Source organism: Streptomyces sp. BR123 (assembly GCF_013401435.1).
In the GTDB taxonomy this organism is placed as follows: domain Bacteria; phylum Actinomycetota; class Actinomycetes; order Streptomycetales; family Streptomycetaceae; genus Streptomyces.
In genome coordinates, this window is record NZ_JACBGN010000003.1 from 56,354 (window position 1) to 81,195 (window position 24,842).

At 73.7% G+C, this 24,842-nt stretch carries 22 protein-coding genes; 8 read left to right on the top strand and 14 right to left on the bottom strand.

Going from position 1 to position 24,842, the window contains the following annotated elements; translation table 11 throughout:
- Window positions 1-67: 67 nt before the first annotated feature.
- Together HYE82_RS00815 and HYE82_RS00820 are read left to right on the top strand one after the other, a co-directional pair.
- Entirely contained in the window at window positions 68-1,423 is a 1,356-nt protein-coding gene (locus tag HYE82_RS00815) for a cation:dicarboxylase symporter family transporter (protein ID WP_309144155.1), read from the top strand.
- Window positions 1,424-1,643: 220 nt separating this feature from the next.
- Complete coding sequence (locus HYE82_RS00820) at window positions 1,644-3,449, top strand: S8 family serine peptidase (RefSeq protein ID WP_179171918.1); 1,806 nt, start codon at window positions 1,644-1,646, stop codon at window positions 3,447-3,449.
- Between the two features lie 108 nt (window positions 3,450-3,557).
- Here the strand turns inward: HYE82_RS00820 and HYE82_RS00825 are convergent, their stop codons facing one another.
- A complete protein-coding gene (locus HYE82_RS00825; protein WP_179171919.1) occupies window positions 3,558-4,238 on the bottom strand; it encodes a (2Fe-2S)-binding protein in 681 nt (226 codons plus the stop codon).
- A gap of 13 nt (window positions 4,239-4,251) precedes the next feature.
- Window positions 4,252-5,541, bottom strand: a complete 1,290-nt coding sequence (locus tag HYE82_RS00830) for an MFS transporter (RefSeq protein WP_179171920.1) — start codon at window positions 5,539-5,541, stop codon at window positions 4,252-4,254.
- Window positions 5,542-5,982: 441 nt separating this feature from the next.
- Between HYE82_RS00830 and HYE82_RS00835 the strand changes: the two genes are divergently transcribed.
- Both HYE82_RS00835 and HYE82_RS00840 read left to right on the top strand, forming a co-directional pair.
- Window positions 5,983-6,669: a GNAT family N-acetyltransferase gene (locus HYE82_RS00835; protein ID WP_179171921.1), complete on the top strand. Its 687-nt coding sequence runs from the start codon at window positions 5,983-5,985 to the stop codon at window positions 6,667-6,669.
- 319 nt (window positions 6,670-6,988) lie between these two features.
- A complete protein-coding gene (locus HYE82_RS00840; protein ID WP_306439528.1) occupies window positions 6,989-8,206 on the top strand; it encodes an esterase family protein in 1,218 nt (405 codons plus the stop codon).
- On the opposite strand, the gene HYE82_RS00845 is transcribed toward HYE82_RS00840, so the two are convergent.
- Entirely contained in the window at window positions 8,184-9,662 is a 1,479-nt protein-coding gene (locus HYE82_RS00845; RefSeq protein ID WP_179171922.1) for a carboxylesterase/lipase family protein, read from the bottom strand. The genes HYE82_RS00840 and HYE82_RS00845 overlap by 23 nt on opposite strands.
- A gap of 140 nt (window positions 9,663-9,802) precedes the next feature.
- Here HYE82_RS00845 and HYE82_RS00850 point away from each other — a divergent pair, with 140 nt between their 5' ends.
- Together HYE82_RS00850 and HYE82_RS00855 are read left to right on the top strand one after the other, a co-directional pair.
- On the top strand, window positions 9,803-10,159 hold the full coding sequence (locus HYE82_RS00850; protein ID WP_179171923.1) for a hypothetical protein: 357 nt from the start codon (window positions 9,803-9,805) through the stop codon (window positions 10,157-10,159).
- A 77-nt stretch (window positions 10,160-10,236) separates the two neighbouring features.
- On the top strand, window positions 10,237-10,515 hold the full coding sequence (locus HYE82_RS00855) for a chaplin (RefSeq protein WP_179171924.1): 279 nt from the start codon (window positions 10,237-10,239) through the stop codon (window positions 10,513-10,515).
- 120 nt (window positions 10,516-10,635) lie between these two features.
- Here HYE82_RS00855 and HYE82_RS00860 read toward each other — a convergent pair whose 3' ends face one another.
- The 8 genes from HYE82_RS00860 to HYE82_RS00895 all read right to left on the bottom strand — a co-directional run bounded on the left by HYE82_RS00860 (window position 10,636) and on the right by HYE82_RS00895 (window position 18,325).
- Window positions 10,636-11,499 carry a tyrosinase family protein gene (locus HYE82_RS00860; protein ID WP_179171925.1) on the bottom strand — a complete coding sequence of 288 codons (864 nt, stop codon included), beginning with the start codon at window positions 11,497-11,499 and terminating at the stop codon, window positions 10,636-10,638.
- A gap of 24 nt (window positions 11,500-11,523) precedes the next feature.
- On the bottom strand, window positions 11,524-11,895 hold the full coding sequence (locus HYE82_RS00865; RefSeq protein WP_179171926.1) for a tyrosinase family oxidase copper chaperone: 372 nt from the start codon (window positions 11,893-11,895) through the stop codon (window positions 11,524-11,526).
- Between the two features lie 90 nt (window positions 11,896-11,985).
- Window positions 11,986-13,104 (bottom strand): acyl-CoA dehydrogenase family protein, encoded by a 1,119-nt coding sequence (locus HYE82_RS00870; protein WP_179171927.1) that lies wholly within the window; start codon window positions 13,102-13,104, stop codon window positions 11,986-11,988.
- Window positions 13,101-14,288 (bottom strand): acyl-CoA dehydrogenase family protein, encoded by a 1,188-nt coding sequence (locus HYE82_RS00875; protein ID WP_179171928.1) that lies wholly within the window; start codon window positions 14,286-14,288, stop codon window positions 13,101-13,103. The genes HYE82_RS00870 and HYE82_RS00875 overlap by 4 nt, the downstream gene beginning before the upstream one ends.
- Entirely contained in the window at window positions 14,285-15,262 is a 978-nt protein-coding gene (locus HYE82_RS00880) for an NADPH:quinone oxidoreductase family protein (RefSeq protein ID WP_179171929.1), read from the bottom strand. The genes HYE82_RS00875 and HYE82_RS00880 overlap by 4 nt, the downstream gene beginning before the upstream one ends.
- Before the next feature lie 105 nt (window positions 15,263-15,367).
- Window positions 15,368-16,129 carry a PIG-L deacetylase family protein gene (locus tag HYE82_RS00885; RefSeq protein ID WP_179171930.1) on the bottom strand — a complete coding sequence of 254 codons (762 nt, stop codon included), beginning with the start codon at window positions 16,127-16,129 and terminating at the stop codon, window positions 15,368-15,370.
- Window positions 16,130-16,200: 71 nt separating this feature from the next.
- The gene (locus HYE82_RS00890; RefSeq protein ID WP_179171931.1) at window positions 16,201-17,286 is read right to left on the bottom strand and encodes an S-(hydroxymethyl)mycothiol dehydrogenase; all 1,086 of its coding nucleotides are present in this window, start codon (window positions 17,284-17,286) and stop codon (window positions 16,201-16,203) included.
- Between the two features lie 73 nt (window positions 17,287-17,359).
- Window positions 17,360-18,325, bottom strand: a complete 966-nt coding sequence (locus HYE82_RS00895; RefSeq protein ID WP_179171932.1) for a LysR family transcriptional regulator — start codon at window positions 18,323-18,325, stop codon at window positions 17,360-17,362.
- Window positions 18,326-18,396: 71 nt separating this feature from the next.
- Here HYE82_RS00895 and HYE82_RS00900 point away from each other — a divergent pair, with 71 nt between their 5' ends.
- Both HYE82_RS00900 and HYE82_RS00905 read left to right on the top strand, forming a co-directional pair.
- Window positions 18,397-19,332, top strand: coding sequence for a dihydrodipicolinate synthase family protein (locus HYE82_RS00900; protein WP_179171933.1), 936 nt, complete (start codon window positions 18,397-18,399; stop codon window positions 19,330-19,332).
- 402 nt (window positions 19,333-19,734) lie between these two features.
- Window positions 19,735-20,499 (top strand): transglycosylase SLT domain-containing protein, encoded by a 765-nt coding sequence (locus HYE82_RS00905; protein WP_179171934.1) that lies wholly within the window; start codon window positions 19,735-19,737, stop codon window positions 20,497-20,499.
- Here the strand turns inward: HYE82_RS00905 and HYE82_RS00910 are convergent.
- The 3 genes from HYE82_RS00910 to HYE82_RS00920 all read right to left on the bottom strand — a co-directional run.
- Window positions 20,483-21,424, bottom strand: a complete 942-nt coding sequence (locus HYE82_RS00910; RefSeq protein ID WP_179171935.1) for a squalene/phytoene synthase family protein — start codon at window positions 21,422-21,424, stop codon at window positions 20,483-20,485. The two genes, HYE82_RS00905 and HYE82_RS00910, sit on opposite strands and share 17 nt — an antisense overlap.
- Window positions 21,425-21,494: 70 nt before the next feature.
- Window positions 21,495-23,273 (bottom strand): serine/threonine-protein kinase, encoded by a 1,779-nt coding sequence (locus HYE82_RS00915; protein WP_256986801.1) that lies wholly within the window; start codon window positions 23,271-23,273, stop codon window positions 21,495-21,497.
- Window positions 23,274-23,300: 27 nt separating this feature from the next.
- Window positions 23,301-24,842, bottom strand: a 1,542-nt coding sequence (locus tag HYE82_RS00920) for a peptide-N4-asparagine amidase (RefSeq protein WP_179171936.1), incomplete at its 5' end; no start/stop codon positions are given.

Below are 24,842 nucleotides of genomic sequence, written 5' to 3' on the forward strand. Positions count from 1 at the left end.
AACGGTGACCGGGGTCACAGTGCTGGGCGATGGTCTGGCGGGACGATTTTCACCACCAGGAGGCGACGTGGCCGCCAGACGCGACAAGACCCATTACCTGTACATCGCGGTGATCGCCGCGGTGGTGCTCGGCATCACCGTCGGTTTCGCCGCCCCCGGCGTGGCCGTGGAGCTCAAACCGCTGGGCACCGGCTTCGTCAACCTCATCAAGATGATGATCTCTCCGGTGATCTTCTGCACGATCGTGCTGGGCATCGGGTCGGTCCGCAAGGCGGCGAAAGTGGGCGCCGTGGGCGGTCTCGCCCTCGGCTACTTCATGATCATGTCGACGGTGGCGCTGGCCATCGGCCTCGTGGTCGGGAACATGCTGGAGCCGGGCAGCGGCCTGCACCTGACCGAGGCGGCCAAGAACGCGGGCGAGGCCCAGGCCAAGGCGGGCGAGGCACAGACCACGCAGGAGTTCCTGCTCGGGATCATCCCGACGACGCTGGTGTCCGCCTTCACCGGCGGCCAGGTGCTGCAGACCCTGCTGGTGGCACTGCTGTGCGGGTTCGCGCTGCAGGCCATGGGCCGGGCGGGCGAGCCGGTGCTGCGCGGGATCGGGCACGTGCAGAAGCTGGTGTTCCGTGTGCTGGCGATGATCATGTGGGCGGCGCCGGTGGGCGCGTTCGGCGCCATCGCGGCGGTGGTCGGGGCGACCGGGATCGACGCTCTGAAGTCGCTGGCCGTCATCATGATCGGCTTCTACGTGACCTGCCTGCTGTTCGTGTTCGTCGTGCTCGGCGCCCTGCTGCGGCTGTGCGCCGGCATCGGCATCTTCACGCTGCTGCGCTACCTGGGCCGGGAGTTCCTGCTGATCCTGTCGACCTCCTCGTCCGAATCGGCCCTTCCGCGGCTGATCGCGAAGATGGAGCACCTGGGCGTCTCCAAGCCGGTGGTCGGCATCACCGTGCCGACGGGCTACTCCTTCAACCTGGACGGGACCGCGATCTACCTGACGATGTCCTCGCTGTTCGTCGCGGAGGCCATGGGCAAGCCGCTCGCCCTGGGCGAGCAGATCTCGCTGCTGCTGTTCATGATCATTGCGTCGAAGGGTGCCGCGGGCGTGACCGGCGCGGGTCTGGCCACCCTGGCCGGCGGGCTGCAGACGCACCGGCCGGAGCTGGTCGAGGGCGTCGGGCTGATCGTGGGCATCGACCGGTTCATGAGCGAGGCCCGCGCCCTGACGAACTTCGCGGGCAACGCGGTGGCCACCGTGCTCATCGGCACCTGGACCAAGGAGCTCGACCGCGAGCGGGCGGCCGAAGTCCTCGCGGGACGGCTGGAGTTCGACGAGTCCACGTTGGTCGACGACGGGCACGGCACGGAATCCCCCTCCGTACCCGGCCAGTCGGCCGCCGCCAGGGACGGCGTACCGGCCTGACCGGTCCGCCGGCCGCGGGCCGGCCGGGCAGGGCTCGCCCCCACGGTGCCCAGCCCGGCCGGCCCGCCGGTTCCAGCGATCGTTTTCAGCCATTCGATCTTCAGTTCGGCTGCGCCAAAAAGTACTTCCGCCGAGGGGCACGCTTCTGACATCTTGCGTCCACCACTCGTTTCGTACTGCCCGGTAACTGCCTTGCGCACACCGGTCATCGGAGGACGCATTGATACCCCACATATCCGGCCGACCCCGACGTACCCTCGTTCTGGCCGCGACGCTCGGCGCGGCCCTCACCCTCGGAGCGCCCGCGGCATTCGCCGGCACCCCCGTGGTGCCGTCCGCCCCGTCCGCCGCCGCCGAGGCTCCCGCCAAGGCCCCTGCCGCGGCGCCGGCTTCCCAGAGTGCGACCTGGGCTGCCGGCACCCGCGCCTACCTCGTGATCACCGCCCCCGGTGACAACCCGGCCGTGCGCTCGGCCATCACCGCCAACGGCGGCACCGTCTTCTCGGCGTTCAACGCCATCGGCGTGATCGTCGCCCACTCCTCGTCCGCCGGCTTCGCGACCGCCATGCGCGGCGTCAGCGGCGTGCAGCAGGTGGGCGCGACCCGCACCTCGGACGTTCCGGCCGACGCCTACAACCCGGCGCTGCCCGCCAACCCGGCGCAGTCGACGACCCCGGCCGGCGAACCCGTCCGCGCGGACATGAGCCAGATCAAGGCCGACCAGGCCTGGGCCGTGACCACCGGTTCGTCCGCGGTCAAGGTCGGCATCCTCGACACCGGTGTGGACGACCAGCACCAGGACCTGGCCCCGAACTTCAACGCCGCCGACTCGGTCTCCTGCGCCTACGGCAAGCCCGACACGCGCGCCGGCGCCTGGCGGGACGTCGGCGAGCACGGCACGCACGTCGCCGGTACGGTGGCGGCCGCCAAGAACGGCAAGGGCGTCGTCGGGGTGGCCCCGGGCGTGAAGATCTCCTCGGTCCGCATCGCCGAGCCGAACACCTCGCTCTTCTTCGCCGAGAACACCATCTGCGGCTTCGTGTGGGCCGGCGACCACGGCTTCAAGGTCACCAACAACAGCTACTACACGGACCCGTGGCAGTTCAACTGCCCGGACAACGCCGACCAGGCCGCCATCATCGAGGGCGTCCGGCGCGCCCAGGAGTACGCCGAGGGCAAGGGCTCGCTCCAGGTCGCCGCGGCGGGCAACGAGAACTACGACCTCGCCAACAAGACGACCGACAGCGCCAGCCCGAACGACTCGACGCCGGTCACCCGCACCATCACCAACGCCTGCATGGACATCCCGACCGAGCTGCCGGGCGTGGTGACGGTCGCCGCCAACGGCGACGGCGTCACCAAGGCCTCCTTCTCCAACTTCGGCCGCGGCATCATCGACGTCTCCGCCCCGGGCAGCAACGTCTACTCGACGGTCCCCGGCGGCAAGTACGGTTCCATGAGCGGCACCTCGATGGCCTCCCCGCACGTGGCGGGTGTCGCCGCGCTGATCGCGAGCACCAACCCGGGCATCACCCCGGCGCAGATCCGCGAGAAGCTGGCCACCCAGGCCAACGACATCCCCTGCCCCGCGGACGGCCGGTGCACCGGCACCACCGCCAACAACGGGTTCTTCGGCGAGGGCCAGGTCGACGCCCTGAAGGCGGTCGGCAGCACGCCGCCGCCCGGCAAGTACTTCGAGAACCTCGGTGACTTCGCCATCGGCGACAACACCACGGTGGAGAGCCCGATCACCGTCAGCGGCGTCACCGGCAACGCGCCGGCCACCCTGAAGGTGGGCGTGAAGGTCGTGCACACCTACATCGGTGACCTGAAGGTCGACCTCATCGCCCCGGACGGCACCGTCTACACGCTGCACAACCGGTCCGGCGGCAGCACCGACAACATCAACCAGGTCTACACGGTCAACGCCTCCTCCGAGGTGGCGAACGGCACGTGGAAGCTCCGGGTGAACGACAACGCGGGTGGCGACACCGGCCGCATCGACGCCTGGAACCTCACCTTCTGACGCAGCACGTCACAGGCGTCACCGCACGCACATGCGCAGGCCATCGGGGAGCGGCATTCCACCCCGGTGGCCTGCGCCGTTCCCGCCCGGCCGCTGCCGGTCAGAGCACTAGCGGGTCCGCAGTACGCAGTCCCCGCACAGGCCGCCGCCGGGCACCTTGTAGTACAGGCAGCAGCTGCGCCGCACGAAGGCCACCCCGAGGCCCTCCTCGTGGAGGAAGGCGCCGGTCCCGCCGAGCGCCGCGCCGTCGGCCAGCAGACCGGCCGCCAGGGCGACCGCCGCGCCGCCCGGCATCCGGTCGAGCAGCACCCGCAGCGCCCCCACCAGCCCGGACGCCGCATTCCCCCGCAGCACCTTCGGCGAGACCCCGTAGCGCTCCCGCAGACCCGCCTCGAGGAGTTCCAGGTTCCCGAGGACGGTCGCGCCGAGCTCCGCGGCCGGCCGTGCCCCCTCGCCGGGCGTGGGCAGCCACAGCTCCAGCGACCCCGCGGCAGGCAGCCGCCACCACACCCGGTCCGGCGCCAGGTCCGGCACCCGCCCGCCCAGCGCGGCGCAGCCGAGGCCAAGGGACCACAGCCGCGAGGCGATCCCGAACTGCGCGGTCGACGCCGCCACCCGGCCGGGGCCGGTGCCGATCCGCCGGCCCACCTCGGCCACGTACGGGCCGAGGTGCTCCCCGTACAGCCCGGTCAGGGGCCGGAAGCCGGCCCCGGGCGGCTCCGTCCCGTGCGGCACGGCGAAGAACGGCCCGACGGCCGCCAGGCGGAGCAGTACGTCGTCCATGTCCATGCCGAAGATGATCTCAGGCGGCGGGCGCACCGCCGTCGGGCCCCGCCCCCTGCCGCACCGGCTCCCCCGCCGGTACGCCGCCCCGGGTGGGCCCGGCGCCGCTGCGGCCGGCCTGCGCCCACCGGACCGCCGGGCCGATGGCGTACGAGGCGGCCGACAGGACCGCGCCGAGCAGCAGCCAGCCGGGGATCCCCCACAGCAGGAGCAGGGAGGTCAGCACGGTGGGGCCCAGGGTGCGGGCGATCGGCACGCCGGTCCCGAAGAACCCCTGGTACTGGCCGATCCGCTCGGCCGGGGCCAGCGAGAAGCCGATCTGCCAGGCCCCGGCGGACTGCCTCATCTCCCCGTCGGCCTGGAGCGCCGCGCCCGCGACGAGCAGCGCCGCGGCCGCCCAGCCGGCCCCGGGCAGCGCCGAGAGGGCGAACACCGTGCAGGAGGCGGCCATGACCAGCCCGGACACCCGCACCGACCGGCAGGCGGCGTCCAGGTCGCTCACCGGCCGCGCGATGCGCACCTGGAACAGCATCACGGCCACCGTGTTGAGCACGAACAGCGCCGAGACGAGCCAGCCGGGGGCGGTGGTGCGCTCCACGATCCACAGCGGTACCGCGAGGCTGAGCAGCGGCATCCGCAGCAGCAGGACCGCGTTGAGCAGGGTCACCAGGGCGTAGGGCCGGTCCCGGAGCACCTCCAGCCGCGGCTCCCCCGCCGCCGGCCCCGGCGCGGGGACCACCCGGGGCAACCGGAGCAGGGCGCCGGCGCAGACGAGGAAGGCGACCGCGTCGAGGGCGAGCACCGCCAGGTAGGCCCGCTCGGTACCGATGCCGAGGGCGAGGCCGCCCAGCGCCGCGCCGAGCGCCAGACCGGCGTTGAGCACGGCCTGCAGGTGGGCCAGCACGCCCGTGCGCTCCCGGACGGGCACGAGGCCGGCGAGCAGGGCCTGGCGGGCCGCGGCGAGCCCGCACTGGGCAGTGGCGTAGGCGGTGACGGCGACGAGGAAGGCCCCGTACGACCGGATCAGCAGGAACGAGGCGACGCAGGCGGCAGTGGCCAGCGCCAGCAGCACCGAGGTCCCGCGGGGGCCGCGCCGGTCGGCGAGCGCCCCCAGCGGGACCCCGGCGACGGAGCCGACGGCCCAGGCGAGGGTGAGGCCGAGGCCGATCTGCGCGGGTGAGAGGCCCACCACACGGGTGAAGAAGAGGGCCGAACAGACGTAGTAGGCGCCGTCACCGACCGAGTTGGCCAGCTGGGCGGCGGCGAGCCGGCGGGGGGCTCCGGGCGCGGGGAGTATCCGTGTCGTCACCCCTTCATTCCACCGGCGCAGTGGCCCATGGTCATGGTCCAATCAGCCCCCTGTCCGCCGGGCCATTTCACGCGCGTCGCGGCCCCCTCGGCACCCTGTCGGCACCCCCGGCGGGATGTCCGGCAACGTCCGGTTGACGGCCGGCGGCCGGGCCGCGTCGGGCGGGTGTCCGGAGCCACCTCGACCCGCACGCATCGTCGCAGGTCAGAGGTGATGGAAGCGGTTGTCGGAGATCTCCGGGGCGGCCGTCCGGGGGGCCGTCGGAAAACATGGCCGTGCCGTTGCCATTTTGGGGGTTCATGCGAGCCCGTAATCGGGCTACATTGAGCCACTCGCGTTCACCTGACATCGCGTTGCCTTTCACCCACGTTTTGCGTGGGGGGTGACGTCAGAAGCGCAGACTGTACAACCACCCCACCGCCCAGAAGGACCGAAGGCTCCGTGCCCGTACCCGTACTCCTCGCCGGCCGCACCGTGCGGCTGGAGCCCCTCGCCCCGCACCACGCCGAGGCCTTGGCCATGGCCGGGGCCGAGGATCGTACGACCTACGCCTTCACCCCCGTACCGCACGGGGTGCAGGCGTCCCACGAGTACATCGAACGCGCCCTCGCCGATCAGGCGGCGGGCCGGTCGCTCCCGTTCGCCGTGGTGAGAGCCGCGGACGGCCTGGTTGTCGGTTCCACCCGGTTCCTCGAGCTGGACTACTGGCAGGGGCCCCTGGTGTGGCCTGCCGTGCCGGGCGTCCCCTTCGGTGATCCGCTCACGGCGATCCCGGATGCCGCCGAGATCGGGAACACCTGGCTGTCCCCGAGCGCCCAGGGCACGGGGATCAACACGGAGGCGAAGCTGCTCATGCTGCGCCATGCGTTCGAGACCTGGGGTGTGCGGCGGATCTCCCTGCGCGCGGACGCCCGCAACCTCCGCTCGCGCGCCGCGATGGAGCGTCTCGGGTTCACCCCGGAGGGGGTGCGCCGGGCCCATTCGCGGGGGCTGGACGGCGTCGTGCGGAGCACTGCCTTCTACTCGGTCCTCGACGAGGAGTGGCCGACCGTCCGGTCGATCATCGAGCTGAGGATCTCGGCCCGGACCCCGCGCAAGCGTCGGCGCAAGACCCTCGTCCCGGCGTAACGGTCCTGCATTCGGCCCCACGGCCCCCGCCCCGACCTCTGCCCGGCCTCCGCCGGGGCAGGGTCCGGGGCGGGGGCCGCTGCCGTCCGGCGGCAGAAGCGGAATCGGAGGCATCGGTTGCCGGGCGCGTGCGGCCCGGCGGGAGCCTCGGCCGGAACCTGCGCGGACCCTCGTCGGCCCGTCAGGCCTTCGGCAACGAGCGCCCCCAGAGCAACCCAAGAGCTGGAAAAAAACGGAACCGGGGAACACGTAATCTCATCCTTCGAACGGAAGAGACCGACCCCCCGATGGGGCAGCACCAGCCGGAGAGCAACCGCACATGTCGTACTCACCCGACGGACAGCACCAGCCGTACCGGTCGGAAGGGCAGTACCGTCAGCAGCCCTACGGCACCTCGTACGCACAGCCGTACGAACCCCAGCAGCACCAGCCCCCCTACGGGCCCCCGCAGCCGCACTACGAGGAGCAGGAGTCCGAGGAGACCCGGCGGCCGCGGCGCGGCCGCCGCTGGCTGATGGCGGGCGTCTCCTTCCTCGCCCTGGCCGGCATAGCCGCCGGCGTGATGTGGCACTTCGAGATACCCCCGTTCACGGACAAGGGCAAGGACGTCTCCTTCGGGAAGCCCGCGGGCGGCAAGGACGGGGCCGCGGCCAAGCAGAACCCGAACGCCAAGGCGCTGATGCCGACCGGGCCGAAGGCCGAGTTCAAGAACTCGATGACCCTGAACGACGGCACCCACGTGGCCGTCACCGTGTTGGACGGCAAGAAGTCCGGCTTCAAGGGCAAGGTCTGGGTGTGGGCGCCCAAGGAGTACGACGACCCGAAGTTCGCCAAGAGCGGCTTCCCGGTCCTGATCGCCCTGCCGGGGGGCGCCGGCTACCCCAGCAACTACTGGATGGGCACCGACCTGGGCCTCCAGACCAGCATCAGCAAGTGGTACGCCGAGGGCAAGAGCAAGCCGTTCCTGCTGGCCATGCCGGTCCTCAACCCGTCCGGTGACGAGAAGGGCATCTACTGGGACGGCTCCGACATCCCCGACCAGCCCAAGATGGGAACCTGGCTGACGGAGGACGTTCCGGACCTGATGAAGGCGAACTTCCGCACCATCAAGTCCCGTGACGGCTGGGCCTTCATGGGCTCCTCCACCGGCGGCTTCGCGAGCCTGAAGTCGGTGCTCAAGCACCCGGACAAGTTCAAGGCCGCCATCTGCTCCGGCCCGGACGTGGTGCCCGACTCCCCGCTGTGGAAGGGCCACGAGAAGGAGAAGTCCGAGAACGACCCGGGCACGCTGGCGAAGGCCCTGATCGACAGGAAGGGCCCCGAGGTCTACCTCGCCTTCCAGGTCGGCGACAACGAGAACAACAAGAAGACCCTGCCCGACGTGCAGAAGTGGATCGCCACCTACGGCAAGGGGCCCGTCCACACCAGCATGAGGGTCATCCCGAACGGCCAGCACAACGCCAAGACCTACGTACCCGGCATGGGCGAGGGCCCGATCCAGTTCATCAGCAAGGTCATGGAAGGCCCTGTGGAGTAACCGCCGGCACGGACTCCTCCGTCTCCCCGCTCCGCGGCCCGTCGAACACCATCGGCGGGCCGCCGCCGTCCCAGGCCGCCCATCCGGGGCTGCCGGACACGGCGAACCGCACCCAGGCCGCGTGCATCACGTCGGCCAGCTCCTGCGGGGCGCCCGGCCCGGCCAGGTGTCCCCCCGCCGGCACGGCGAGGGTGTCGAAGACGAAGCCCAGCTCCAGCGCGTGGCAGGCGCCCAGCCCCGGAATGCCGGACGGCCAGGCGAACTCGTACAGGAAGCTCGGGGCCGCCGCCGGGTCCGCGGCGCGCGCCCCGGCGAGCCGGCGCAGCGGGTCCCGCAGCAGCCGGTCCGTGAGCAGGTGGCCCGCGATCTCGGCCGGGCTCGCCGCGGGCAGCGCCTCGCGCAGGGCCTGCACGGCGGCGCGGTCCTTGCCGCTGCGGGCCCGGGCCAGGGCCACGGCGAGCGGGCCGAGCCGGTCCAGCAGCCGCATGGCGCCGGTCGGGGCGAGCCAGAGCCGGTACTCCTCGCTCGTCCAGCCGAGCAGCAGCGGCACGCCGGCGGACCGCACCGCGGCCTCCCTCAGCGGGTCGCCGGGCAGCGTGTCCGGGTCGGTGACCAGCCCGAAGGCGGGCCCGGCGGCGAGGGGACTCGAACGGCGCGAGGCGGCACCCTGGGCGGCGACCAGGTCCGCCGTCGGGACCGCGGCGAAGGCCGCTGCGGTCGCGGGCACCTTCAGCAGGGCGGCCATCCGCCGGACCATGGCGCGCACCCGGTCGCGCGGCAGCGCCTCGGGAGCGCCGCTCTGCAGGGCGGCCTGCGCGAACAGCCCGGCGGCCCGCGGAGCGGCGAGCAGGGCGCCGACGCTGATCGCGCCGGCGGACTCGCCGAAGACCGTGACGCGGCCGGGGTCCCCGTCGAAGGCCCCGATGTTCTCCTGCACCCAGGTCAGGGCGGCGATCTGGTCGAGCAGCCCCCGGTTGGCGGGAGCGTCGGGGAACAGGCCGTACCCGAGGGCTCCCAGCCGGTAGTTGGCCGAGACGAGGACCACCCCGTCGCGGGCGAAGGCGGAGCCGTCGTAGAGGGGGACCGCCGAGGAGCCGCGGGTGAGCGCCCCTCCGTGGAGCCACACCATGACCGGGAGCCGCGCCGCGGGGTCCGGGGCCGGGGTCCAGACGTTGAGGTTGAGGCAGTCGTCGCCGGGGATGTCCGGGTCGGCCAGCAGGGCGGCGAACCGCGGCGGGTAGGGCGGCTTGGGGGCGGTGGGCCCGTACGCGCCGGCGTCGCGCACGCCCTCCCAGGCTTCCGGTGGCCGGGGGGCGGCGAACCGCAGGGGTCCGACGGGCGGGGCGGCGTACGGGATGCCGCGGAAGACGGCGATCCTGCCGGGTCCCGTCCTGCCCTCGACCACACCGTGCCGGGTCTTCGCCCGGGGCCGGCCGTCGACGCCCGCTGTGTTCATCGCGTCCTCCGTGGAACCGCTGCGTCCGGCGCGTCCGGCGCGGTCTTCCAGTGTGCCGTCAAAACGCCGGACGCGTTTCGTACAGGCGCCCCACGGGTGACAGGGCGTGCCCGGCCCGCGGGCGCCCGGGTTGGACCGGCATGCCATTCACACGCATCCCCCGTACCCTGCGGGTCCGCTCCCTCGCCCTGACCGGCGCAGTGCCCCTGTTCCTGCTCGCGGCCGCCGGCACCGCCCAGGCGGGCCCCGGCGACTTCCAGTACGTCGACGAGCGCGACCGGATCGACCGGGTGCGCACGCCGGAGGGCTGCCGGGAGGCCCGGGGCGGCGGCGCCCGCGGGGTGGTCAACGACACGCCCGCAACCGCCACGCTCTACGCGGAGCCGGGCTGCACGGGCAGGACGGTCGCGGTGCTCCGGCCCGGTGCGGGCGGCCAGATCACCCCCCGGTTCGCGTCCGTCCGGTTCGAGATCACCACGACGGCCCAGCGGCCGTGACCCCCGGGCTCCCGCCGCGTTGTATGCCATGTCAAACGCCGCAGATCCTGCGGCGCCCATCTCAGGAGGAGTTCTTGATGTCGCGTATCGCGAAGGCAGTCGCCGTCACCGCTGCCGCCGGTAGCGCCCTGGCCGCCGGTGCAGGCCTGGCCGTCGCCGATGCCGGAGCGGACGCTGCGGCGATCGGCTCGCCCGGTGTCCTGTCGGGCAACGTCTTCCAGGTTCCGGTGCACGTCCCGGTCAACCTGTGCGGCAACACCGTGGACGTGGGCGGCCTGCTGAACCCCGCGTTCGGCAACACCTGCATCAACACGTCTGGGGACGCCGAGCACCACACCGACGGCTACGGCGGCTGACCGGCCACTGCCCCGGCTGAACGCCGCCAAGGGCCCCCGCCGCCAGGCGGGGGCCCTTCCGCATGCCCACCCGCTGCGCGGGCCGTGGGCATGCCGGCGACTGCCGGCGACTGCCGGCGGTCACTCGTAGCGGTAGAGGCCCCGGTGGCCGAGCATCTCGCGCGGGCTGACGTTCCACGGCGGCATCGGCTCGTCCAGGGAGATCACCCGGCCGCGCTGGAGATCGCCGGCCTTCAGGGGGGCGGCGGGCAGGTAGCCGGAGCCGGGGTGCTGCTGCTGCCAGCGGTCCCACAGCAGGTCGACGAAGGCGTGGTGCAGCCAGAAGGCCGGGTCGTTGGGGGCCGTGCCGCCGGTCATGTGGCCGCCGATCCACTGGTGCACCTTGTTGTGGTTGCGCCAGCGCTCGCTTTTCGGGGCGGCCCAGCCCTCCAGTTTGTTGCGGAACCCGCCGTCGCGCGCCGTCGAGTTCCAGGGTGCGGTGTCGTACACCGGGTCGTCGAGCGCCCACTGCAGCTCGGCGCGGCCGGGCAGGGTGATGGGGTTCTGCGGCCGGCCCAGGTTGCGGGTGAGGAAGCGGGCCTCCGAGACGCCGACCGTGATCTCCCAGTTGCCCCGCCCGTGGGCGAAGGGGCCGGTCATGACCTGGCGGTCGCCCTCCCGACCGGTGCCGCCGAGGAAATCCTCGGCCCACAGCGAGGAGGCCGGGCTGCTGTCCGTGGTCCAGTCCCAGTACGGGATGCTCACGCCCGGGTCTACCCCCCGGAGCAGCCGCTCGAACTCCAGCAGGTAGCGCCGGTGCCACGGGAAGAACGAGGGGGACATGTGCCCCACCCGCAGCTTGCTTTCCCGGTCGGGCACGAAGTACCGGTCGTGCGTGCGCACCAGGTCGTCGTACGCGCCGGTGCGCTTGATCTCCAGGACTGCGGCCGTGAACCGCTTCTTCTGGGCACTGGTCAGGTTGCGCTGGTTCTGCCGGGTGTACACGGGGAGCTCCTCCCGATCCGTGCGTCAGCCGTGCTGCGGGGCGGCGAGGGCCAGCTGGGTGGTGCCGAGTTCGTCGACGGCCGCGCGGGCGAGCTCCAGCGGGGTCGCGAAGGACTGGAAGTGGTTGATCCCGCTGAGGTAGCTGCCGTCGGCGCGGCGCATCACGTGCAGCGGGCGGCCGTCGATGCTGACCCCGGTCTCGGTCACCGCGATGTGCCGGCCGCGGTACGTCTCCGTCTCCTCGGCCAGCGGGGCCGGGGTGAGGGTCTGCCGGGGCCGGCGGGCGCGCAGGACGGGGGCCAGGGCCGCGGCGGTGCCGGCGAGCACCGCCGCGGTGAAGACCGTGCGCAGGACCGCGCGGCGGGTCGGTCGTGCCCAGGCGTGTGCGGCGTGCATACGTTCTCTCCCTCGCTCGGTGGTTCGCGCTACGGGGTCTAACGCGACGCGGCGGGGGAGGTCACCTGGGCTGCCCGGGGGACCTGCGGCCTACGGGGCGGGGAGTTCCGTGAAGTCCGCGACGAGGCCGTGGTGGTGGCCTGCCGTGCCGAGGGCCAGGGCGTCGGCCTTGGCCCGCTTGAGGTAGACGTGGGCCGGGTGCTCCCACGTCATGCCGATGCCACCGTGCAGCTGGACGCACTCCTCGGCGGCGCGTACCGCGACGCCGGAGCAGTGGGCCTGGGCGACGGCCACGGTGAGCGGCGCGTCAGGGGAGGCGGTGGCGAGGGCGTCGGCGGCCGCCCGGGCCGCCGCGCGGGCGGAGGTGACGTCCAGCCAGAGCCGGGCGAGGCGGTGCTTGAGGGCCTGGAAGGAGCCGAGGGGCCGGTTGAACTGGTGCCGGATCTTCAGGTGGGCCACGGTCTGCATCAGGCACCATTCGGCGATCCCGACCTGCTCCGAGGCGAGCAGGCCCGCCCCGGACAGCAGGGCCCCGGCCACGGCCGCGCGGGCCGTCCCCGGATCGGCGAGCAGGGTGCCGGGCGCCCCGTCCAGGGTGAGGTGGGCCGGCGGCCTGGTCAGGTCCAGTGGGACCTGCGGCACGAGCGAGACGGCGGCCGCCTCGACCGCGTACAGCCCGGTGTCGGCGAGGACCAGCAGCACGTCGGCGGCGGCCGCGTCCGCCACCGTCGTCGCCCGCCCGGTCAGGATCCCGCCCCCGGTGTCCCGTACGGGGGCCGGCAGGGGCGCGCCCGGGCCGAGGGTCAGCGGCAGTGCCGGTACGCAGACCCGCCGGCCGGCGGCGAGTTCGCGCAGCAGCGGCAGAGCCGCGGCCGGGTCGCAGCCCAGCAGGATCTCCGTCGCGAGGACCGCGCTGGTCAGGTACGGGGCGGGGGCCACGGCTCGGCCGAGTTCCTCCAGGACGACGGCGGCCTCGCGGTGGCCGGCGCCCTGGCCGCCGAGCTTCTCGGGGACGAGGAGCCCTGCCGTGCCGATCTCCGCGGCGAGGGTGTGCCACAGGGCGGGGTCGTGGGGGTGGCCGGTCTCGATGCGGGCGAGCAGCCCGGCGGGGGTGCAGCGGTCGGCGAGCAAGGACCGTACGGCGGCGCGGAGGGCGTCCTCGGTGTCGGAGTAGAGCAGGTCGAGCCCTGCCGCGGGGAAGGTCGTCATCGGGAGAGGTCCTTCCAGGGGAGGTCCTTGTCGTCGCGCGGCTCGGCGGGCAGTCCGAGGACGCGTTCGGCGATGATGTTGAGGAGGATCTCGCTGGTGCCGCCCTCGATGCTGTTGCCCTTGGCGCGCAGGTAGCGGTATCCGGCGTCGCGGCCGGTGAAGTCGACGGTCTCGGGCCGGCGCATCGTCCAGTCCTCGTACACCAGGCCGTCCTCGCCGAGGAGTTCCACCTCCAGGCCGCTGATCTCCTGGTTGAGCCGGGCGAAGGTGTACTTCATGCCGGATCCCTCGGGTCCGGGCCGGCCTGCGGCCAGCTGCTGGCGCAGCCGCTCGCCGGTGAGCCGGGCGACCTCGGCCTCGACCCACAGCTGCAGCAGGCGCTGGTGGAGGGCGTGGGTGCGCAGGGCGGGCCGTTCGCGCCAGGCGGCGGCGACGGGGGCGATCATGCCGCCCTCGCGGGGGAGCCGCATGCCGCCGATGGAGACCCGCTCGTTCATCAGGGTGGTGCGGGCGACCTCCCAGCCCTGGCCGACGGCGCCGAGCCGGTGGGAGTCCGGGATGCGGACGCCGGTGAGGAAGACCTCGTTGAACTCGGCCTCGCCGGTGATCTGGCGCAGCGGCCGGACCTCGACGCCGGGGTGGTGCATGTCGCACAGGAAGTAGGTGGTGCCCCGGTGCTTGGGCAGGTCCGGGTCGGTGCGGGCGATCAGGATGGCCCAGCGGGCGGTGTGGGCGCTGGAGGTCCACACCTTCTGGCCGTCCACCACCCATTCACCCGCGGCCTCGTCGAGGACGGCCCGGGTGCCGAGGGCGGCGAGGTCGGAGCCGGCGCCGGGCTCGCTGAAGAGCTGGCACCAGACCTCCTCGCCGGCCCACAGCGGGCGCAGGAAGCGCTCCTTCTGCTCGTCGGTGCCGTACGCCAGGATCGTCGGGGCGGCCATGCCGAGGCCGATGCCGATGCGGCGCGGGTCGTTGTCGGGGGCTCCGGCGGCTTCCAGCGCGGCGTCGACGGCGGCCTGGAGGGTGCGGGGCGCGCCGAGTCCGCCGAGTCCTTCGGGGTAGTGGACCCAGGCGAGGCCTGCGTCGAAGCGGGCCCGCAGGAAGGCGGTGCGGTCGGTGGTGGCGGGCGGGTGCGCGGCGAGCAGCTCCCGGACCCGCCGGGCGAGTTCCTCGGCGGTGGTCACCGTCGGGCACCTCCCTCCGCGCCGGGTACGACGACGAGCCGGCCGGTGGTGGTGCCGTCGGCGAGGCGCTGTACGGCGTCGGCGGCTCCGGCGAGCGGGACCCGTTCGCTGACCAGCGGTTTGACGGCGCCCTCGGTGGCGAGCCGGGTGAGTTCGGCGTGGCAGGCGAGGACCGCGGCCGGGTCCTTGGCGGCGTACAGCCCCCAGTGCAGCCCGAGAATGGAGTAGTTCTTGACCAGGGCGTGGTTCAGGGCGGGGGTGGGGACGGTGCCGCCGGCGAAGCCGACGACGACGATCCGGCCCTCGAAGGCCACGCACTTGGCTGAGGCGGTGTGGGCGTCGCCGCCGACGGGGTCGTAGACGACGTCGGCGCCGCGGCCGCCGGTGGACTCCTTGACCCGGGTGGCGATGTCCTCGGTGGTGCGGTCGATGACGAGGTCGCAGCCGAGCTCCTCGGCGGTGCGGGCCTTGGCCTTGCCGCCGACGACGCCGATGACGGTGGCTCCGGCGGCCTTGCCGAGCTGGACGGCGGCACTGCCGACCCCGCCGGCGGCGGCGTGCACCAGCAGGGTCTCGCCCGCCTGGAGGCGGGCCCGGCGGTGCAGGCCGAACCAGCCGGTCTGGTAGCCGATGTGCAGGGCGGCGGCCTCGGCGTCGTCGAGGGCCTCGGGGGCGGGCAGCAGGGCGCGGGCCGGGGCGGTGACGTACTCGGCGAAGCCGCCGTGCGGCAGGCTGGGGGTGGCGATGACGCGTCGGCCGTCCTCCGTCTCGCCGCAGACCTCGACGCCGGGGGTGAACGGCAGGGGCGGCCGGATCTGGTACTGGCCGCGGACGAGGAGTGCGTCGGGGAAGTTGACGTTCGCGGCCAGGACGCGCAGCCGTACCTCTCCCCCGCCGGGCACGGGTTCCGGAACCTCTTCGAGGCGCATCGCCTCGCGGGGTTCGCCGGTGGTGTGAACTCGCCATGCCTGCATCCGGGGCCTCCAGCCGCCGTCGGGAACCACGCTCCGCGGGGCATACTAAGCGGTCGCTTGCCATCTTGGGAACGGTGTGACGGGGCTGGGGCCCGGAAGGGTGGATCAGCGCGAGAACAGTTCGAACGTCACGGCCGGGCGGCCCCCGAAGCGGGCCGCGGCCCGCTCGGCGAATCCGGTGAGGAAGTTCCGGCAGTACTCGTGCGGATCCTGGTCGGTGAGGACCTCTATGTACGTCTTGTGCTCCATCAGCGACTGGATCGAGCGCTCCAGTCCGGCGGTGGCGTCCGCCGCGTGCGTCGGGGTCGGGGAGCCGGCGACGGCGATCCAGCGCACGCCGTTCCACGGTTCGAGGCCCTGCTCGGTCAGGAGTTCCGGGAAGATCCACCGGTTGCCGGCGTCGGCGGCCGCGTCCAGCGCGGCCCGGCCGACGGCCTTGTGGTCCGGGGTGTTCCAGAAGCCGCCGCGCTCTGCGCCCCAGCTGTCGCGGTGGTTGAGGGTGATCAGCAGCTCGGGGCGGTGCCGCCGGATGGCGGCCGCGATGTCCCGGCGCAGGTCGAGGCCGTACTCGAGGACGCCGTCGCGGTGGTCGAGGAACTCCACGGTGGAGACCCCGACGACGGCCGCGCTGGCCCGCTGCTCGGCCTCGCGGAGCGGGGCGCACTCCTCCGGGGGGATGGTGTCGATGCCGGCCTCGCCGCGGGTGGCCAGCAGGTAGACCACCTCGCGGCCGCCGTCGGTCCAGTCGGCGATGGCCGCGGCGCCGCCGTACTCCAGGTCGTCGGGGTGGGCGACCACCGCGAGGGCGCGCTGCCAGTCGGTGGGCATGGGTTCGAGCTGCGCGGGCTGCTCCTGATGTTCGGTCATGTTCCGCACAATAGGCGAGACATGACCGAACGGGGCGGCGGTCGGGCGGGTGTGCGCCGGGCAGGTCGGGGCTAGAGGACGACGACCGAGCGGAGGACCTCGCCGCGCTCCATCCGGGCGAAGGCCTCCTCGATCGCGTCGAGGGGGATGGTCTCGGAGACGAAGGCGTCCAGGTCGAGGCGGCCCTGCAGGTAGAGGTCGATCAGCAGCGGGAAGTCCCGCTCGGGCAGGCAGTCCCCGTACCAGGAGGACTTCAGGGCGCCGCCGCGGCCGAAGACGTCGAGCAGCGGGAGTTCGAGCTGCATCTCCGGCGTGGGGACGCCGACCAGGACGACGGTGCCGGCCAGGTCCCGGGCGTAGAAGGCCTGCCGGTAGGTCTCGGGGCGGCCGACCGCCTCGATGACGACGTCCGCGCCGTTCCCGCCGGTGAGTTCCCGGATCGCCTCGACCACGTCCTCGGTGCGGCCGTTGACGGTGTGGGTGGCGCCGAGCCCGCGGGCCCACTCCAGCTTCCGGTCGTCGAGGTCGACGGCGATGATCCGGGACGCGCCGGCCAGCCGGGCGCCGGCCACGGCCGCGTTGCCCACTCCCCCGCAGCCGATGACGGCGACCGAGTCGCCACGCCCGACGCCGCCGGTGTTCAGGGCGGCGCCGAGGCCGGCCATGACCCCGCAGCCGAGGAGGCCGGCCGCGGCCGGCGAGGCGGCCGGGTCGACCTTGGTGCACTGGCCGGCGGCGACCAGGGTCTTCTCGGCGAACGCACCGATGCCGAGCGCCGGGGACAGCCGGGTGCCGTCCTCCAGCGTCATCGGCTGGGTGGCGTTGTGCGTGGCGAAGCAGTACCAGGGGCGGCCCCGCTTGCAGGCCCGGCAGGTGCCGCACACCGCACGCCAGTTGAGGACGACGAAGTCACCGGGGGCGACGGAGGTGACGTCCGGGCCCACCGCCTCGACGATGCCGGCGGCCTCGTGGCCGAGGAGGAAGGGGAACTCGTCGTTGATGCCGCCCTCGCGGTAGTGCAGGTCGGTGTGGCAGACACCGCAGGCCTGGACGCGGACCAGCGCCTCGCCCGGCCCGGGGTCCGGTACGAGGATCGTCGTCGTCTCCACCGGTGCGCCCTTGCTCCGTGCGATGACCCCGCGTACGCGATGCATCACGTCATACCCCGCTCTGTTCGGATCCGTCTGGATCAACGAACGTACACGGGCGGGGCGGGGTACGGGAGTTGCGTCACCCCTTCGCTTGCGTGGTGGCGAGTTCCGGCGGTACGGCGGCGCGGAGCGCGGCCCCGAAGGCGGCCACCGCCGGGTGGGCGGCGGCGCCGCTGCGGAAGGCCACCTGGGTGCGGCGCTCCATCAGAAGCCGGGTGAGGGCCACGGCCGGGGCGCCGTGCTCCGGGATGCCGAGCTGCGGTACGACGGCGACGCCCTGGCCCGCCGCGACGAGGGCGAGGACAGTGGCGAAATCGTCCACCTGGTGACGCACGCGCGGCGTGAATCCGGCGGCCTGGCAGGCCCGTACGGTCATGGCGTGGCAGAGGGTGCCGGGGGTGGCGGTGATCCAGGGGGCGTCGGCGTGGGCCCGCAGGGCGGATCCCTGGTCGGGCCCCGGCCCGGATCCGGTCGGGGGTACGGGTCCGGGGACCCGGGACGGGACGAGTGCGGCTGCCGGTGCGGCCAGGTACATCGCCTCGCGGTAGAGGGGCTCGGTGGCAAGGCCGGGTTCCGGCGGCGCGGGGACGAAGTCGTACTCGTGCACCAGGGCCACGTCCAGGTCACCGGCCCGCAGGGCGTGCGCCACGGCCGCCGGGTCGGTCTCCGACACCATCGGCTCCAGCCCCGGATGGCGCCGGGCGAGCGCGACCAGGGCCGCCGGGACGATGGCCCGGGTGGCGGTGGGGAAGGCGCCGATCCGCAGGGCGCCGGCCAGTCCGCTGCGCGCCTCGGCGAGGTCGGCTGCGGCCTCTTCCAGCCGTTCCAGCACGGCCTCGGCGTGCCGGACGAGGTTCTGGCCGGCGGGCGTGAGGCGGACGCTGCGGCCGGTGCGTTCGAGGAGGGCGAGCCCGGCTTCGCGTTCGAGGACGGCGAGTTGCTGGGACACCGCCGAAGGGCTGAAGGCAAGTGCCTCCGCCACGGCGGCGATCGTGCCGCGGCGGGCGAGTTCGCGCAGCAGGCGCAGGCGTCGTACGTCGAGCATCGGATCAGCTTACGGTTCAGGTAAGAAACGCGAACTGGATTCGGCGGTCGCGGCGCCGGAGGATCGTCGGCATGGCACAGGACACTTCCCTTCACGGGATTCACGTACCGCTGATCACCCCCTTCACGCCCGCCGGGGACGTCGCCGCCGAGGCGCTGGAGGCACTCGCCCACGAGGTGCTCGACGAGGGCGCCACCGGGATCGTCGCCCTCGGGACCACCGCCGAGACCGCCGCGCTGGACGAAGCCGAGCGGGAGCTGGTCACCGACGTCTGCGCGCGGGTCTGCCGGGAGCGCGGGGCGGCACTGACCGTGGGCGCCGGGGCGAGCGGCACCCGGGCTGCGGAGGCCGCGCTCCGCCGGCTCGCGCACCGGCCCGAGGTGCGGGCGGCGCTGGTGACCGTGCCGCCGTTCGTCCGGCCCGGGGCGGAGGGGGTGGTGGCGCACTTCGCGCGGCTGGCAGGGCTCAGCCCCGTACCGCTGGTCGTCTACCACATCCCGTACCGGACGGGGCAGCCGCTGGACGCGGCGGCGCTGCGGCGGCTCGGGGAGCTGCCCGGCGTGGCCGGGGTGAAGTACGCGGCCGGAGACATCGGCCAGGACACGGTCGCGCTGCTCGGCGACCTGCCGGACTCCTTCACGGTGCTGGCGGGCGACGACGTGTACCTGTCGCCGATGCTGGCGCTTGGAGCGGCGGGCGGGATCCTCGCCTCGGCACACCTGGCGACGGCGCGGTACGCGGAGCTGGTGGCCGCCTGGCGAGCCGGCGACGCGCCTCGGGCCCGGCCCCTGGGCCACGCCCTGGCCGCGCTGTCCGCGGCGGCCTTCGCCGAGCCCAATCCGGTGGTCGTCAAGGCGGTGCTCCACGCCCAGGGCCGGATCCCGACCCCGGACGTACGCCTGCCGCTGCTGCCGGCGAGCGCGGGGGCGGTGTCGGAGGCCCTGGAGCGGCTGGAGCGGCTGGAGCGGCTGGAGCCGGGGCGCGCGGATCGGCCGGCGCAGGTCTGAGGCGCGTCGCGGGATGCCCCGACCCAGGGCGGGCGCGCCGGAATACGCCCACCCTGGGCGGTTGGAAAAGAACAGCCCGAATGCCCGAATCAGGCACACAGAGGGGGCACTTGTCCGTTTTGCACTCCGCGCCCGAAACCCGTGATATGGGTCACGCGAACGCCATCAACATCATTTACCCGGACGGCGTTTTCCCCTTTTCCGTAAAGGAATTCCGGCATTTCCCGAAGCATCCGACAAGGTCATTTTCCGGGCCTGCGCGGGCCGTTCGATCACCGGGGTGATTCCGAGCCTTGTTCCGTTCCCTCGGACTCGCTTACGGTCACGTCGTTCCCGGCGGGCAGCTGCCGAATCCGGCCGCCGCCAGGGATCACCCCGCACCCGCACGTGAGGAATTCCGCCATGCCCGGACACGGCAAGCACCGCCGCCCCAAGCAGCGTCCGATCACCCGCAAGCTGGCCTTCGCGGGCACGGGCGGCGCGGCCCTGGCCCTCCCGCTGATCGGCGCGACCACGGCCGGTGCGGCCGTCGGCCAGCCGGCGGTGTCCCCCGCGGTGACCACCGCGTCGCTGCCCGCGGCGGCTCCTGCGGCGGCGCCCGCCAAGGTTCCCGCGGCCAAGACGGCCGCGCCCACGACCTACTCCGTGGCCGCGGGCGACACCCTCACGAAGATCGCCGCCCAGCACGCGGTCAGCGGCGGCTGGCAGGCCCTGTACGAGGCCAACCGCAGTGTCATCGGCAGCAACCCGTCGGTCATCCGCCCCGGCACCAAGCTGAGCCTCGGCGCCGCGGCGAAGGCGGCCGTGGCCAAGGCGAAGGCCGCGGTCAAGCCGGCCGCCGCCTACCCGAACAACCTCGACGGGTGGATCCGGGAGTCCCTGGCCGTCATGGCCAAGCACGGAATCCCCGGCACCTACAACGGCATTTACCGCAATGTGATGCGAGAGTCCTCCGGAAACCCCCTGGCCATCAACAACTGGGACTCCAATGCCGCGGCCGGCATTCCTTCCAAGGGCCTGCTCCAGGTCATCGACCCCACCTTCCGGGCCTACCACGTGCCCGGTACCTCGAACGACTCGTACGACCCCGTCGCGAACATCACGGCCGCCTGCAACTACGCGGCCGCGCGCTACGGCTCGATCGACAACGTCAACGGCCCGTACTGACGGGCCCGGACCGGGCGGCGGCCGCCGCCCGGGACGCGCGGGCGCGGGCCAGGGTGCGCAGGGGTGCCGCCAGGCCGTAGCCGACGTCGCGGCGCAGGGCGGCCGCGCCGGCCCGCTCCACGGCGGCCAGTTGGTGTCCCATCAGCTCGGTCATGGCGGCGACCACCGGACGAAGCCCCGGGTCCACGACGTCGAGGATGCCGTCGGTGGCCTCCAGGGCGGTCCGGGCCCGCCGTGTCGACGCGTCGAGGAGGGCGCGTACGGCCGGGGTGTCCCGGGCCTGTTCGAGGTCTGAGCGGGTCACGGAGTGCTCGGCGAGGAGGGCGCGCGGCAGGCAGAGGCGGCCGTCGGCGAGGTCCCCGGCGAGGTCGGCGAGGAAGTCGACGCGCTGGGCGGCGTCCACGAACCGCCGCCATCCGGCCGCCTGTTCCCCGTCGGGGCCGCCCTGGTACTGCAGGCCGGTGAAGGCCATCAGGCCCGGCCAGGCGTAGGCGTCGAGGTAGGCCTGGAAGTCCTCCTCGGTCCCGAAGCCGTCGAAGCCGGCCTCGGCGGTGGCCGCGCCGTCCAGGAACCGGGTGATCCAGTGCGCGGGCAGCCCGCGCGAGGCCACCGCGTGCGCGTAGGCGCGCAGCAGCGGGTCGGGGCTGTCGCCGGTCCGCAGCGCCGTGTCGATGCGCCCGGCCAGTGCGGCCAGGCCGTCGCGGCGCTGCTGCGGGGTGCCGGTCTCGGCCACGTCGTCGACCAGGTTCATGAAGCAGACCCCGGCCGTCATCCACGGCACCAGCCCGGGAGCGGCGAGCAGGCGCAGCGTCAGGTACGGGGCCGGTTCCCGGCGCAGGACCCGGCGGGCGACGCGCGTGTAGTCGTCGCGCAGCCGGGGCTCGCGTATGCCGGCCGCCGTGAGGGTCGTGCGCCAGGTGGGCATGGTGGTCGTGCTCCTCGAACCGTGTCGGGCCGTACGCATGCCGGTGCGACATGCGTACGGGTACACGATCTCAGAGGCGGTAGACCTTCTTCACCTTGCCCTGGGTGTCGGCGTGGACGTACCCGCCCTGCCCGTACTCGTCGCTGAGGTAGGGGCGCATGGAGGGGCTCCCGTCGAAGAGCCAGGGCTCGATGATGACGTAGCGGGAGGTCGGGTTGGCGACGCCGAGCTCCCGCGTGGCCGTGTCGAGCAGGCCGGGCAGGGCGTCCCAGTTGACGGTGCTCATGTCGATCGGCGGCTCGTCCGGCTTGAGGGTGCCTCCGGGGCCGCTGCGCTTGGCCTCGCCGTCGCGGTAGTCCCAGCGGTCGTAGGTCTTGGCTCCGGGGCCGGTGGGGATCGAGGCGATGACGTACTCCTCGTAGACGGTCATCTCCGCGAAGGTGGTGGTGCCCGTCTTCTGCTTGAGCGCCTCGATCGCGGTGCGGACGTTGGCGGGGGTGAGCAGGCTGCCCTTGGGGGCGGCGGGGCCGCCGTTGCCGCTGGGCGCGGCCGGCTTGGCGCCCCCGCTCGCGGCCGGGGTGGCGGCCGCGGAGGCGCCGGAGCCGCCCGAGCCGCTGCCGCCCTTGGCGCCGCCCTCGGCCCCGCCTCCGGGGAAGCCGTTGACGAGGGCGATCGCGCCGCCGGCCAGGGCCACCGCGAGGAGGCCGCCGATCAGGGCCGGGCGGCGCCGCGGGGTGTGGCCCGGCGCGGTCACGGGCGTGGTGAACCCGTACGGGGATCCGCCGCCGGGAGTGAACGGCGGCGGTGGTGCGTACGGGCCGGCGGGGGCCATCGCGCCGGGCGGCACCGGGCCGGCGCCGCCCGGACCGACGGCCGGACCGACCGCCGGGGGAACGGCGCCGGGCGGGGCCGTCGCCGGCTGCGGCGTGGAGAGCTGCGTGCTCGGCGGACCGTACCGGCCGAGGCCCGCCGGAGGCGTCTGCGGGGACGCGGAAGCGCCAAGAGCAGCGCTCGCGTCCCGGAGCAGCTGTTCCAGCCGGGCCGCGTCGGGCCGCGCGGCCAGGTCCCGTACGAGCAGCTGCTCCAGGACGGGCCCCAGCGGGCCGGACCGCACCGGGGCCGGGACCGGATCCTCCAGCACGGCGACGACGGTGGCCAGGCTGGTGGCCCGGCGCATCGGGTGCGTGCCCTCCGCCGCCACGTACAGCAGCATGCCGAGCGACCACAGGTCGGAGGCCGGGAGCCCCTCCTCGCCGCGCGCCCGCTCCGGCGCGATGTACTCCGGCGAGCCGATGAGCACACCGGTGGACGTGAGGGCGGTCGAGCCGTGCAGGGCGGCGATGCCGAAGTCGGTCAGCACGGCCGAGCCGTCGGCCCGCAGCAGCACGTTGGCCGGCTTCACGTCGCGGTGCAGCACCCCTTCGGCGTGCGCGGCGCGCAGCGCCGACAGGACGTCCAGGCCGATCCTGATCACGTCGGCGACCGGCAGCGGACCCGACTCCAGCCGGTCGTGCAGGGAGCCGCCCTTGACCAGCTCCATCACGATCCAGGGGTGCCCGTCCGTGCCGGCCGCCGGCTCGACGATGTGGTGGATGGTGACGACGTTCGGGTGCGCGAGGCGGGCCAGGGCCCGGGCCTCGCGCACCGCCCGCTCCCGCAACTGGACGGTGAGACCGGGCTGGGCCTCGGCCGTCGCCGGGTCCGGCGGGCGCACCTCCTTCAGGGCGACATCGCGGTGCAGGGCGATGTCGCGGGCGCGCCACACCGTGCCCATGCCACCGGCGCCGAGCGGCGCCACCAGTTCGAATCGGCCGTCGACCAGCTGTCTGCCGGCCTCACTTCTGTCCATGGCGGGACATCGTAGGCGGCGCCGCCGTCAACAGCGTCGCCGGTCCTCCGTCAGCACGCCCTGCACGGTGGACACGGTGCGGTCGTAGCATCCGCGCGGCACTCCGGCCCCGTACAGCCGGTAGCGCTCGGTGCTGGTGCCGACCGCGTGCCGCTGCTCGCGCGGCACGTTCGCCGTGTAGCTCGCGTCGCCCGTGTAGGTGTCGTCGAGGCGGGTGCGGTCCACGGTCCGGCCGCCGCGCAGGGTCGTCGTCTCGGCACGGTCGCCGAGTGTGATGACGGTGCGCAGCCGGTCCCCGGCGCCGAGGGTGGTCTCCCCGTCCATGGTGTACGTGCGTGCGGTGCGGGTGGTGGCGGGGCCGCGGGTGACGCTCTCCTCGTCGGTCCAGGTGCCGGTCAGGGCGTCCTGGTTCTCGCCGTCCGTCCAACGGTGCACGGAGGTGTTGCGGACGGTGCGGGTGACGGTGGTGGTGACCCGGCCGTGGGAGGTGTCGAGCCGTCCGGAGACGGTCAGGCGGTGCCCGCCGTCGGTGTCGAGGCGGTGCGGACTGCCGGCCGTACCGGGCGTGAAGCGGCTGGAGCCGGCCGGTTCGCCCTCCTCGTGCCGGGTCAGGGAGCCGGTGACGACGGCCCGGCCCTCGTCCTGCCACAGCAGCAGGTTCGCCGGGGTGCTCCAGCCGGGCTGCCCGGCCGGGACGCCGGCGACGGACACCTCGATCCGGTGCTCCCGGCCGTCGTTGAGGAGCGCGGCGAACGGCGTCAGGTCGTAGACGATCGGCCGGACGTCGAAGGCGCGGGGCGCGGGCACGACGTACCAGAGGAACGGGTTGGACCAGCCGCCGGTCCACACGTTCGGGAAGGGGGCGGCGATGCCGGCGAGCCGTCCGTCGACGGAGATGCGGACCTCGCGGTAGGGCCCCCCGGAGGCCTTGCACGAGTACGGGGCGGCGTCCGGGGCGGTCATGTACCAGTACTCCTCGCAGCCGCCGCCGGAGCCGGTCGCGTACACCTCGGCGAGGATCCGCTCGGTGTTGCGCGGGGTGGTGACGGCGGGTCCGGTCAGCGGGAGGACCCGGTCGGGGGTGTCCGGGGCGGCGGTGTGCCGGTCGGTGGTGTGGAAGGTGAGGGTGGCCTTGACGTCGATGACCCCGGTGTAGGTTTCGTTGACGACGTTCCCGATCAGCATCTCGACGGGCTGGGGTCGGCTGAGGGTGTCGCGGTAGCGGGTGACGTCCTTCTCCACGGACCAGGTGATGCCGTCGGGCGAGGGCTCGGGGGTGGAGGTGCGCAGGATCTCGACGCCGCCGACGGAGAGGTGGCCGAGGCGGTCGTACTGGCGGCCCTTGACCTTGCCGTCGAGGCGGAGGACCACCTTGGCCCAGGGGCCGGTGCCGCAGCCGGCGGGCGGGGTGTAGGTGCCGGTGTACGGGGTGAAGTCGCGGAACTGCGCCTCGGCGAGGGTCAGTTCGCAGGACCGGGTCGCGGGGCGCTCGATCGGCGGGGTCGCGGTCAGCGGGTCGTGCCAGTCGGTGCCGAACTCGGCGGGCGGGTCGTCCGCGGGGGCGGCGGC

Coding starts and splice junctions, on each gene's coding strand:
- HYE82_RS00855 (WP_179171924.1), top strand. CDS start 10,237: ATGTCGCGTATCGCGAAGGCAGTCGCCGTCACCGCTGCCGCCGGTAGC.
- HYE82_RS00915 (WP_256986801.1), bottom strand. CDS start 23,273: ATGGACAGAAGTGAGGCCGGCAGACAGCTGGTCGACGGCCGATTCGAA.
- HYE82_RS00910 (WP_179171935.1), bottom strand. CDS start 21,424: ATGCCCACCTGGCGCACGACCCTCACGGCGGCCGGCATACGCGAGCCC.
- HYE82_RS00885 (WP_179171930.1), bottom strand. CDS start 16,129: ATGACCGAACATCAGGAGCAGCCCGCGCAGCTCGAACCCATGCCCACC.
- HYE82_RS00850 (WP_179171923.1), top strand. CDS start 9,803: ATGCCATTCACACGCATCCCCCGTACCCTGCGGGTCCGCTCCCTCGCC.
- HYE82_RS00825 (WP_179171919.1), bottom strand. CDS start 4,238: ATGGACATGGACGACGTACTGCTCCGCCTGGCGGCCGTCGGGCCGTTC.
- HYE82_RS00905 (WP_179171934.1), top strand. CDS start 19,735: ATGCCCGGACACGGCAAGCACCGCCGCCCCAAGCAGCGTCCGATCACC.
- HYE82_RS00870 (WP_179171927.1), bottom strand. CDS start 13,104: ATGACGACCTTCCCCGCGGCAGGGCTCGACCTGCTCTACTCCGACACC.
- HYE82_RS00880 (WP_179171929.1), bottom strand. CDS start 15,262: ATGCAGGCATGGCGAGTTCACACCACCGGCGAACCCCGCGAGGCGATG.
- HYE82_RS00865 (WP_179171926.1), bottom strand. CDS start 11,895: ATGCACGCCGCACACGCCTGGGCACGACCGACCCGCCGCGCGGTCCTG.
- HYE82_RS00840 (WP_306439528.1), top strand. CDS start 6,989: ATGTCGTACTCACCCGACGGACAGCACCAGCCGTACCGGTCGGAAGGG.
- HYE82_RS00900 (WP_179171933.1), top strand. CDS start 18,397: ATGGCACAGGACACTTCCCTTCACGGGATTCACGTACCGCTGATCACC.
- HYE82_RS00895 (WP_179171932.1), bottom strand. CDS start 18,325: ATGCTCGACGTACGACGCCTGCGCCTGCTGCGCGAACTCGCCCGCCGC.
- HYE82_RS00845 (WP_179171922.1), bottom strand. CDS start 9,662: ATGAACACAGCGGGCGTCGACGGCCGGCCCCGGGCGAAGACCCGGCAC.